Origin of the sequence: Devosia sp. (genome assembly GCF_041917035.1) — a bacterium.
Classification (GTDB): Bacteria; Pseudomonadota; Alphaproteobacteria; order Rhizobiales; family Devosiaceae; genus Devosia_A.
Genome location: NZ_JAYRYM010000006.1, coordinates 33764 through 44722, shown reverse-complemented (window position 1 = coordinate 44722; position 10959 = coordinate 33764). Strand labels below are relative to the sequence as shown.

Below are 10959 nucleotides of genomic sequence, written 5' to 3'. Positions count from 1 at the left end.
TCAACCTGAGCCCGCCGCGCTTCCTGCGGCTCGACGACAGCTCGCGCCTCCTCGTCGAGATCGACAATGTCGGCGGGCCGGCCGGAACCTACGAAGTCGAGCTGCTGCCCGGCACCGGCCTCGAGACCGATGCTCCCCGGACGACGGTCGACCTGGCTGTCGGCGACCGCACCGCGCTCGAGCTCGGCCTCCGTGGCACCGCGCTGGGAGATCAGCCGCTCAAGCTGATCGTCACCGATCCCTCCGGCAATGCCCTGGTCAAGGACCTCACCCTCGGCGTGCGCGCCAGCGCGGCGCCGGAAACGGCGAGCAGGCTGATCCCGCTCGAGCCGGGTGCTTCGGTCACGCTCGACGCGGCCGAGTTCGCGGACATGCTGGCCGGTACCGGCACATTGACCTTCGCCGTCGGCCCCATCGCCCGGCTCGACGTGCCCGGCCTGCTGCTGTCGCTCGATCGCTATCCCTATGGCTGTGCCGAGCAGGTCTCGAGCCGCGCCTTCCCGTTGCTCTATCTCAACGAGGTCGCGCAACTGCTCGGGCTCGGCACCGACGAGGCGCTGGACCAGCGCATCCGGGATGCCATCGCCAACGTGCTCGCCAAGCAGACCTCCGCTGGCAGTTTCGGGCTCTGGGGACCGCTCTCCAGCACCGATCTGTGGCTCGATGCCTATGTGACGGAGTTCCTGCTGCGCGCCGAGGCCGAGGGCTACGCGGTGCCCGACACCGCCATGACCATGGCCCTCGACAACCTCTCCAACCAGCTGGCCTACGCCTCCGATTTCTCGAGCGGCGGCGAGGCAATTGCCTACGCGCTCTACGATCTCGCACGCGCCGGCCGGGCTGCCATCGGTGACTTGCGCTACTACCTCGAGGCCCGCCTCGAGGCTTTCACCACGCCGCTTGGCAAGGCCCAGCTGGGCGCCGCGCTCGCCCTCTATGGCGATCGCACCCGCGCTGCCACCGCGTTCAAGGCGGCGGTCGAGGCCCTCGATGCCGCCGAGGCCCGGCACAGCTACCGGGTCGACTACGGGAGCAAGCTGCGCGACACCGCGGCTGTTCTTGCGCTCGCCGCGGAGTTCAAGCCCTCGGGCGTCGATCTGGCGGCGCTCACCGAGCGGCTCGCCGACCAGCGCGAGCTGGCCCGGTACACCTCGACCCAGGAAGATGCCTGGACGCTGGTCGCCGCGGCCGCCCTCGCCCGCGAGGCCGAAAGCGGTGCCGTCACCATCGATGGCGAGGCCCTCGATGGCACGGTCTATCGGCGCTACCAGCAGGAGTATTTCGACGGCGCCGGGGTCACCATCGCCAATACCGGCAACCAGCCGACCGAGATCAAGCTCTCCGTCACCGGCATCCCGGCAACGCCGCCGCCGGCGCGCAGCGAGGGCTTCACCATCGAGCGTACCTACTACCGGATCGACGGCACGCCGGCCGATCTCGGCCTTGTCGGCCAGAACGACCGCTTCGTCGTCGTGCTCTCCATGTCGGCCACGACGCTCGGCTCCGGCCAGTATGTCGTCGCCGATCCGCTGCCGGCCGGCTTCGAGATCGAGAACCCGGATCTCTCGGCCGCGGGCGGAGTGGGAGAACTCAGCTGGCTCGCGGTCAACGTGCCGGATCACGTCGAATCGCGGACCGACCAGTATGTCGCGGCGTTCCGCTACTACGCCGACACCAGCGCCTTCTCGACCGCCTACATGGTCCGGGCCACCACCCCCGGCAGCTTCGTGATGCCCGGCGCCACGATCGAGGACATGTATCGGCCGGAACTGCGTGCCAACACGGCCTCCGGCACCATCGAGGTCGGCATCCCCGGGCCGTGACATGGGCGGACGCGTTGACGGACCGCCGCCTCGGCCCGGGTGGAACCTCCGCCTGCTGGCCGCGGCGGCCCTGATCGGCCTTTGCGGCGTCGTCGCCGGCGCCGGCAATGCCGGTCTCGGCCGGCTGGCGGCCATCCGGGCCGACCTGCCGCCGACGCCCGACCTCGCGGAGCTGCCGGTTTCGCCGGTGGTCGTCGACCGCGAAGGGCAACTGCTGAGGCCCTTCACCACCGCCGACGGTCGCTGGCGCCTGCCGGTGACGCTGGCCGAGGTGGACCGGCAGTTCGTCGACATGCTGCTGGCCTATGAGGATCGGCACTTCGCCGTCCACCACGGCATTGAATGGCGCTCGATGATGCGGGCCGCCGCCCAGTACGCCCTGGCCGGCCGCATCGTTTCAGGGGGGTCGACGCTGACCATGCAGGTGGCGCGGCTGATCGAGGGCGAACCGACGCGCAACCTCGAGGGCAAGCTGCGCCAGATGGTGCACGCTGATGCGCTCGAGGCCCAGTTGAGCAAGGACGAGATCCTCACCCTCTACCTGGCCCTCGCGCCCTATGGCGGCAATATCGAGGGTGTGCGCGCCGCCAGCCTCGCCTATTTCGGCAAGGAGCCGACCCGTCTCAGCGCTGCCGAGGCGGCCCTGCTCGTCGCCCTGCCGCAATCGCCCGAGGCACGCCGTCCGGATCGGGCGCCGGACGCGGCAAGGGCCGCGCGCGATGCCGTGCTCGACCGCGTCGCGTCCGCCGGGGTGATTTCCGCCGAGGAGGCTGAGCTGGCCAAGCGCGAGCCCGTTCCGCAGCTCCGGCGCGAGTTCCCCAAGCTCGCCGCCCATGTCGCCGACACGGCGGTCCGGATGCATCCGGGGGCGCGCGAAATCGGCCTGACCATCGATCGCCGCCTGCAGGCGGCGCTCGAACGACTCGGCTCGCGGCGGGCCAGGGCTCTCGGCCCCGAGGTTTCGGTCGCCATCGTGGTTGCGGACCAGGCAACCGGCGACATTCTCGCCTCGGTCGGCTCCGCCGGCCTGCTCGAGGCGGCGAGCGACGGCTTCGTCGACATGACCTCGGCCGTCCGCTCGCCAGGCTCGACGCTGAAGCCACTCATCTACGGGCTGGGCTTCGAACTCGGCCTGGCCCATCCGGAGAGCCTGATCGAGGACCGGCCTACCGCCTTTGGCGGCTACGTGCCGGTCAATTTCGACGGGCTTAACCGCGGCACCGTCAGCATCCGGCAGGCCCTCACCGAGTCGCTCAATATCCCGGCGGTTATCGTGCTCGACGCCGTCGGCACCCCCCGCATGATCTCCCGCATGCGGCGTGCCGGCGCCGAGCCGCGCTTGCCGGGCAATACGGCACCGGGTCTCGCCATCGGTCTGGGTGGCGTCGGCGTCACCCTGCGCGATCTCGTTTCGATCTATGCCGCGATCGCCCGCGGCGGCACTCCGGTCCGGCTCCACGACGGCGCCAGTGATGTCCCTGGCCTGTCTGCCGATGCCGCTCCGGTGCTCGATCCGGTGGCGGCCTGGTACATCGCCGACATCCTGGCCGGGGTCCCGCCGCCGCTCAATGGCACGCCGGGGCGCATCGCCTTCAAGACTGGCACCTCCTACGGCTATCGCGACGCCTGGGCCGTCGGCTTCGACGGCAGCACCGTGATCGGCGTCTGGGTGGGGCGTCCCGACGGCGAGCCGGTGCCGGGGATCGCCGGCATGGTGGCGGCCGCACCCATCCTGTTCGAGAGCTTCGATCGCCTGGGCCGGCCGCTGGTCGCACTGCGCGACGCCCCTGCGGGTGTGCTGTTCGCCGCCAATCCCGACCTGCCGGGCCCGCTCCGCCGCTTTCGCCATCCTGATGACATGAAGGTCAAGCGCGACGCCGCGCCCGAGATCGCCTATCCCGTCGATGGCGTCGACGTCGACCTGGGCCTCGCCGCCGGCAGCGAGCGGTCCCTCGTGGTGAAGGTCCGCAACGGGTCGCCACCCTTCACCTTCTTTGCCAACGGCGCCCCCTTCGGACGCACCGCCTTCGCTCGGCAGAACAGCTGGACGCCCGACGGGCCGGGCTATGTCACGCTCTCGGTGGTCGATGCCAGGGGGCGTTCCGACCGGGTGACGGTGTTTCTCGATTGAACCGCCGCCGGGCGTACTGTTCCCGTCTGGAATAAATCAGGCATTCATGGCAAATCCTGCGGTGACCCCGGGGGCGGGTCGGCCGGTGATCGATGCGGGTACTGCACTTCTTCAAGGAATACGCGCCCGACAGCGTGGGCGGGACGCAGAGTGTCATTCGCGATATCGCCTACGCGACTGCCCCGCTCGGCATCGAGACCACCGTCCTGTCGCTGAGCCGCGACCCCGAGCGCAACTCCGTTGTGATCGAGGCGCACCGGGCCGAGAAGGCTCGCCTCGATTTCGAGGTGGCGTCGGCGGGGTTTTCGGCGTCGGTGTTTCCGGCCTTCGCGCGGCTCGCCATGCGCGCCGACCTGGTCCACTACCACTTCCCGTGGCCGACGATGGACCTCGTCCACTTTCTCACCCGGCACCGCCGCCCGAGCGTTGTCACCTATCACTCCGATATCGTCCGGCAGCGCCTGCTGGGCACCGTCTATCGCCCGCTGATGCACGCCTTCCTCGGGTCGGTCGACGCCATCGTTGCCACCTCGCCGCACTACCTCGCCTCGAGCCCGGTGCTGCCGCGCTACCGCACGAGGACCAGCGTCATCCCGCTCGGCGCGCGCGACACCGCCGGGATCGCGGTTCCCGATGCGGCCATTGCCGCCTGGCGCGCCCGGCTCGGCGAGCGCTTCTTCCTGTTCGTCGGCGCGCTGCGCTACTACAAGGGTCTGCCGCATCTTCTCGATGCGGCTGCGGCGACCGGCTATCCTGTGGCCATCGTCGGCACCGGAGTCGAGGCGGCCGCCCTCGCCGATAGCGTCCGTCGTCGCCGGCTGGCCAATGTGCATCTGCTCGGCGCTCTCGGCGATGCCGACAAGCTTGCTCTGCTGCGCGCCGCGTATGGCTTCGTGTTTCCCTCGAACCTGCGCTCGGAGGCGTTCGGGGTCGCCCTGCTCGAGGCGGCGGCCGAGGGCCTGCCGCTCATCAGTTGCGAGATCGGCACCGGCACCAGCTACGTCAATGTCGACGGCGAGACCGGTTTCGTGCTGCCGCCGGATGACGCCGCGGCCCTTGCGGCGGCCATGACGCGGCTGTGGCAGGACCCGGCGCTTGCGACCCGGCTCGGTCGCGGCGCCCGTTCCCGCTACCTCGCCCTGTTTACCGCCGAGGCCATGGGCACGGCCTATGCGCAGCTGTATCGCCGGCTCGTGCCTGTGCCGCCGAACTCCGCCTGAAAGCAAGATGGGCACGACACCCCAGAGTGTCGTGCCCCAGTCGACCGGGTTCGTCGGGCAGCCCGGCCGTTACTTGACCTCGCCCGACGGGCGCGGCGTGGCGTTTGTCTCTGCCGGCAGCACCGGGTAGGTGATCTCCGGCATCGTGCCCGTCAGCGAGTGGAGGAACGCCACGATCGCCTCGGAGTCGGCGTCGGTGAGTTCCTCACCCAGCTGGGCACTGCCCATCACGCTCACCGCTTCACCGAGATCCCAGACCTTGCCCGAGTGGAAGTAGGGCGCGGTCAGCGCGATGTTGCGCAGCGGCGAAGCGCGGAAGACATACGAGTCGTCGGCGGTTGCCGTGACCGCGAAGCGGCCCTTGTCGCCCTCCGGCAGCACGTCGGCACCCGGCTTCTGCACCAGACCGAACGGATAGTAGCCGTTGCCGCCGACATTGATGCCGCTGTGGCACGAGGCACAGCCCTTGTCCATGAACAGCGCCAGCCCGACCTTCTGCTCGTCCGACAAGGCGGCGTCGTCGCCGTTCAGGTAGGCGTCGAACGGCGCCGGGGTGATCAGTGTCGCCTCGAAGGCCTCGATCGCCTTGGCCATGTTGTCGAACGTCACCGGGTCGGCTTCACCGGGGAATGCTGCCTCGAACCAGGCCACATATTGCGGCATCGACTTGAGCGTCGTCACCACCTGGTCGGGGGTGTTGGCCATCTCGACGCCGGCCTGCACCGGGCCCTTGGCCTGTGCCTTCAGGTCTTCCGCCCGGCCGTCCCAGAACTGGGCGATGTTGAACACCGCATTGAGCGCCGTTGGCGCATTGCGCGGCCCCTTCTGCCAGCCATGCCCGATCGATGTCTCGAGGTTGTCGTCGCCGCCTGTCGCGAGGTTGTGGCAGGAATTGCACGAGAATACGCCGGAGGCCGAGAGGCGCGTGTCGAAAAACAGGGCTTTGCCGAGCTCGATCTTCTCCGGGGTGATCGGGTTGTTCTGCACTGCAGGGATTGTAGACGGCAGGGGGCTGAAGATGGACAGCGCCTGATCGCGCAAATCATCGGCAACAACAGGTCCGATTCCGGTGAGCGCCACTGTCGCCATCAACAGTGCATTGATCAAAATCTTCATTGTCATACCTCGAATCTTGCCCCAGCGCGAACGTTCGCGCCACGCTGAATACTAGGATTTCGTCGAGCGCCGCGGCATTGATCTGGATCAACGACAGCCGGGCGGCGCAGGGACGTTCCGATGCCCGGAGCGCGGTTGACACGCCGCCGGCGAGCATGTATTCAACTATCTAGTTGATAACCGAAAGGTTGAATACGAGATGGACTTCCCCCTGCACATCGGGGCCGCTTCGACCGATACCGCAGCGCTGGTCACGCCTGCCGACATGCCGCTGCTCGTCGTTCGCCGTCGCTTCCGTGCGCCGCGCGAGCTCGTCTGGCGCTGCTACACCGATCCGGTCCACCTTGTGCGCTTCTGGGGCCCGAAGGGCGCCACCAACCCGGTGAGCAAGGTCGATCTGCGTGTTGGCGGAGCCTGGCGGCAGGTCATGCGCTTTCCCGCCGGCAACGAGTATGGCTACACCAGCATCTTCCTCGAGATCGTGCCGCCGCGGCGGCTGGTCTGGCGCGACGCCCCGGACGGCAGTCGCTTCGGCGACCCCTTGCCCCCCGCCACCTTCGTCACCAGCCTCGACCTCGACGAGGCCGACGGTCAGACGACCCTGACGGTGCATGTGACCTTCCCGACGCCCGGCGAGCGCGACGCCGCCATGGCTCGCGGCTTCGCCCGAACCATCACCGATTCCTTCGACAAGTTCGCCGCCTACGTCACAACGCTTGCTCCGGCAGCTAGCCGGCAGGAGTCCTGATCATGCCCACCTTCACCTCTGCCGACGGTACCGAGATCGCCTACGATGTGCGCGGCAGCGGCGCCCCGCTGATCCTCGTCGACGGCGCCTTCTGCGGCCGCAACATGGGTCCCATGCCCAAGCTCGCACCCCTGCTGGCGCCGCACTTCACCGTCTACAACTACGATCGGCGGGGTCGCGGCGACAGCGGCGACGCTCCGAACTACAGCGTTGATCGCGAGTACGAGGACCTCGCCGGCCTGATCGCCATCGCCGGCGGCTCGGCCGGCCTCTACGGCACGTCCTCGGGCGCCGGGCTGGCGCTGTTTGCCACGGCGCGCGGCCTGCCCGTCACCCGCCTCGCCATCTTCGAGCCGCCGTTCACCGATGTCCCCGGCGGCAAGCCCATGCCGGCCGGCTATCAGGCCGACCTGGAGGCCCTCGCTGCGGCGGGCCGGCGGGCCGATCTCATCAGGTACTTCCTGGTCCGGATGATCGGCATGCCATCCCTCATGATGCCGATCATGCGGTTCAACCCGGGCTGGAAGGCGATGCTGCACAACGCCCTCAGCCTGCCGCACGACGCCGCTATCATGCAGGGCTACGGTTTCCCGTTCGAGGCCGCCCGTGCCATCCGCGTGCCGACCATCGTCATGGCCGGCGACAAGACCTTCAGGCAGTTGCGCGAACCGGTGCGGCTTGCGCGCGAGACCATCCCCGGCGCCCGCTTCGCTTCTCTCCCGGGGCAGAGCCACGATGCGTCGGCCGAGAGCGTTGCGCCGGTCCTGATCGAGTTCTTCGGCGCCGATGCGGCGCGGGCCGCGGCCTAGGAGGGACCCAGATGACCGACCGGCTTTCCGCCACCTTCTCCGCCCTCGCCGATCCCACCCGCCGCGGCATCCTCGCCCGGCTGGCGCGTGGCGAGGCCACCGTCAGTGAACTGGCCGAGCCCTACGACATGTCGCTGGCCGCCGTGTCCAAGCATCTCAAGGTGCTCGAGGGCGCGGGCCTGGTCAGCCGGGGCAGGGAGGCGCAATGGCGTCCCTGCCGGCTCGAGGCTGCGCCGTTGCGCGATATTTCCGACTGGGTCGAGGCCTATCGGCGCTTCTGGGACGAGAGCCTGGACAAGCTCGACGACTACCTCCGCGCGCTGCAGCAGGGCGATCCGGAGGGCCCGGCCAACTAGCCCAGAGCCGACGGCCCGGAGGGCCGATCATGACCGACAACATCATTCCGTTCCGCCGCCGCGGACGGACACGGCAGAGGCCTGCCCGCCGCAGGCCCGCCGACCGGAGGGTCCTGCGCTGGTTCTGGACCGGCACGATGGACCGATTGACCGACTACCTCGTTGAACTCAAAGCCAAGGAGACTACGATGACCGACCTCGAGATCACCGCCCCGCCGGGCGAGCCCGTCATCTACATGACCCGCACCTTCAATGCGCCCCGCGCCCTCGTCTGGAAGGCCCTGTCCGAGCCCGAGCACGTGGTGCGCTGGTGGGGACCGCATGGTCACAAGAACCGTGCGCTCGAGTTCGATTTCCGCGTCGGCGGCAAGTGGCGGATCGAATCGACCCTGCCGGACGGCCTGGTGATCACGTTCTTCGGTGAGTTCCTCGAGATCGAGAAGCCGGTGAAGGTGACGCAGACCTTCTCGTTCGACGGCCTGCCGGAGGGCGTTCACAGCATCGACACCGTGACGCTCGAGGATCATGGCGACAGGACCGTCTACCGTGCGAAGTCGATCGCGCCCGACCTCGCTGCGCGCGACGGCATGATCGCCTCCGGCATGGAAGTGGGGGTCGTCCAGGGCTTCGAGCGCCTCGATGCGATGCTCGAGGAGTTCAAGGCCGGCGCCTGAGCAGCGCTGCTACCGAGGGAGAAAGCACCATGCTGAGCGATCTCGCAGCCACCCCGGACGACCGCCGGCTCGAACTCTCGCGCGAGTTCGATGCCCCGCGCGACCTCGTCTGGAGGGCCCTTTCCGATCCCTACCACCTGGCGCAGTGGTGGGGACCGAAGGGCTTCACCAACCCCGTCTGCGACATCGATCTGCGGCCCGGCGGCAATTGGCACCACGTCATGCGCGGACCGGACGGGCGCGACTATCCGAGCGACAGCGTCTTCATAGAGGTCAGCCCGCCCGAGCGCATCGTCTATCGCAACGCCGCCTCCACCGACCCGGTGTTCGCGGACAATCCGCCTCCGAGCTTTGTCAGGGTGATCACGCTGATCGATCTAGGTGGGTCCCGCACGAGGCTCACGCTGGAAGCCTTCTTCGACACCGCCGCCAACAGGGACGCGGTGGTCCGCCGTGGCTTCCGCGAGGGCGTCATGCAAAGCTTCGACAAGCTCGCCGATCATCTTGGGACGGAGGGAGGCCCCGCATGAAGTTCACCACGACGCTTGTTCAGATCGGCAACAATACCGGCATCGAGGTTCCGCCCGAAGTGCGCGACGCCCTCGGGGGTGGCAAGACTCCCCTGGTACAGGTCACCCTCAACGGCTTCGGCTACAAGAGCAAGATCGCCGCGATGGGCGGCCGGCTGCTGGTGTCGGTCAGCGCCGAGGTGCGGCAGAAGGCCGGCGTAAAGGGCGGCGAGACGCACGAGGTCGAACTGGTGCTCGATACGGCGCCGCGCGTCTACGAAGCGCCCGCTGACCTGCAGTCGGCAATCGACGACAGGCCGGCAGCACAGGCGGCATGGGACCGTATAGCGCCCAGCCAGCGCAAGGCGCACATCACCTCCGTCGAGGGGGCCAAATCGGCGGAGACCCGCTCGCGTCGCATCGAGAAGGTGATCGAGATGCTGCTCGCGCCGAAATAGCCGTCTCGCCGGTCACCGGTTCGCCGGGCCACCTCCCGCTTCCCTCCTCCTCGCCGGTGCAATCGCTGTTGCACCGAAGGGCTTCGCTCACCCCCAGGAGACGCGCATGAACAGACGAACATTGCTTGCCTCCGCCTTCGCCGCCAGCTTCATACCGGCCCTGCCGTTCACCTCTGCCCTCGCCCAACAAGGAAGTTCGATCATGACAGCACCTGCCAGTTCCGGCTTCGCCCCCGTCAACGGCGTCGAGGTCTACTATGCCACCTACGGCTCCGGGGAGCCGCTGGTGCTGCTGCATGGCGGCCTCGGGCAGATCGAGATGTTCGGGGCGCTGATCGATCGGTTCGCTGCGACGCGCACCGTCATCGGCATCGACCTGCAGGCCCACGGCCGCACCCCCGCCATGGCGCGCCCGATGTCCTTCGCCGCCATGGCGACCGATGTCGCCGGAATCATCCGCCATCTCGGCTACGAACGGGCCGATATCGTCGGTTACTCGATGGGTGGTGGCGTGGCGCTGACCCTCGGGCTCGATCATCCCGAGGTGGTCGACCGTCTGGTGGTGCTCTCCGCACCCTTCGCCTATGCCGGCTGGCACAACTACAACCGCGACGGCATGCGGGCCATCAGTTCGGCCCTGACCGAACAGATGAAGCCCTCGCCGATGTACCAGATGTTCGCCGCCGTGAATCCGGATCCCGAGCGGAACTTCCCGATCCTGCTCGACAAGATGGGCGCCTTCATCGGCAATGACTACGACTATTCCGGCCGCATCCCGTCCCTCGCCGCGCCGACCATGCTCGTCTACGGCGACTGGGACGCGGTGCGCACCGCCCATGTCGCGCAGTTCTTCGAACTCCTCGGCGGCGGCCGGCAGGACGCGCTCTGGGACGGTTCGGGGATGAACCGCAACCGCCTCGCCATCCTGCCCAGCGTCACCCACTATACCATGCTCGAGGCGCCCGGACTCGCCGAGATCGTGCTGCGCTTCCTCACCCGCTAGCCGTCGCTTCGCCAGCTGTCGTTTGCGCCTCTTCCGCCCGCCGGCGGGAGAGGCGCAATGACATTGTCCGCTGGCATCACGGGTGCTCTTGACAATCCGTCTTAGTGTGTTA

Annotated in this window: 11 protein-coding genes; 10 read left to right on the top strand and 1 reads right to left on the bottom strand. The window is 68.4% G+C overall.

Going from position 1 to position 10959, the window contains the following annotated elements:
• The 3 genes from ACE3TU_RS01825 to ACE3TU_RS01815 form a co-directional block, all read left to right on the top strand.
• Positions 1-1823 (top strand): alpha-2-macroglobulin (locus ACE3TU_RS01825; protein WP_374619455.1); only part of this gene is annotated, 1823 nt, incomplete at its 5' end.
• A 1-nt stretch (position 1824) separates the two neighbouring features.
• Positions 1825-3954: a penicillin-binding protein 1C gene (pbpC, locus tag ACE3TU_RS01820; RefSeq protein WP_374619452.1), complete on the top strand. Its 2130-nt coding sequence runs from the start codon at positions 1825-1827 to the stop codon at positions 3952-3954.
• A 92-nt stretch (positions 3955-4046) separates the two neighbouring features.
• Positions 4047-5174 (top strand): glycosyltransferase, encoded by a 1128-nt coding sequence (locus tag ACE3TU_RS01815; protein ID WP_374619450.1) that lies wholly within the window; start codon positions 4047-4049, stop codon positions 5172-5174.
• Between the two features lie 69 nt (positions 5175-5243).
• On the opposite strand, the gene ACE3TU_RS01810 is transcribed toward ACE3TU_RS01815, so the two are convergent.
• Complete coding sequence (locus ACE3TU_RS01810; protein WP_374619447.1) at positions 5244-6290, bottom strand: cytochrome-c peroxidase; 1047 nt, start codon at positions 6288-6290, stop codon at positions 5244-5246.
• Positions 6291-6489: 199 nt separating this feature from the next.
• Between ACE3TU_RS01810 and ACE3TU_RS01805 the strand changes: the two genes are divergently transcribed.
• From ACE3TU_RS01805 to ACE3TU_RS01775, 7 genes are all read left to right on the top strand, one after another.
• Positions 6490-7038, top strand: a complete 549-nt coding sequence (locus ACE3TU_RS01805) for an SRPBCC domain-containing protein (protein ID WP_374619444.1) — start codon at positions 6490-6492, stop codon at positions 7036-7038.
• 2 nt (positions 7039-7040) lie between these two features.
• Positions 7041-7847, top strand: coding sequence for an alpha/beta fold hydrolase (locus ACE3TU_RS01800; protein ID WP_374619441.1), 807 nt, complete (start codon positions 7041-7043; stop codon positions 7845-7847).
• Between the two features lie 11 nt (positions 7848-7858).
• Positions 7859-8203, top strand: a complete 345-nt coding sequence (locus ACE3TU_RS01795; protein ID WP_374619439.1) for an ArsR/SmtB family transcription factor — start codon at positions 7859-7861, stop codon at positions 8201-8203.
• 29 nt (positions 8204-8232) lie between these two features.
• Positions 8233-8877: an SRPBCC family protein gene (locus ACE3TU_RS01790; protein WP_374619436.1), complete on the top strand. Its 645-nt coding sequence runs from the start codon at positions 8233-8235 to the stop codon at positions 8875-8877.
• 29 nt (positions 8878-8906) lie between these two features.
• Positions 8907-9407, top strand: coding sequence for an SRPBCC domain-containing protein (locus tag ACE3TU_RS01785; protein ID WP_374619433.1), 501 nt, complete (start codon positions 8907-8909; stop codon positions 9405-9407).
• On the top strand, positions 9404-9844 hold the full coding sequence (locus tag ACE3TU_RS01780) for a YdeI/OmpD-associated family protein (protein WP_374619430.1): 441 nt from the start codon (positions 9404-9406) through the stop codon (positions 9842-9844). The genes ACE3TU_RS01785 and ACE3TU_RS01780 overlap by 4 nt, the downstream gene beginning before the upstream one ends.
• A 106-nt stretch (positions 9845-9950) precedes the next feature.
• A complete protein-coding gene (locus ACE3TU_RS01775; RefSeq protein ID WP_374619427.1) occupies positions 9951-10847 on the top strand; it encodes an alpha/beta fold hydrolase in 897 nt (298 codons plus the stop codon).
• Positions 10848-10959 lie beyond the last annotated feature (112 nt).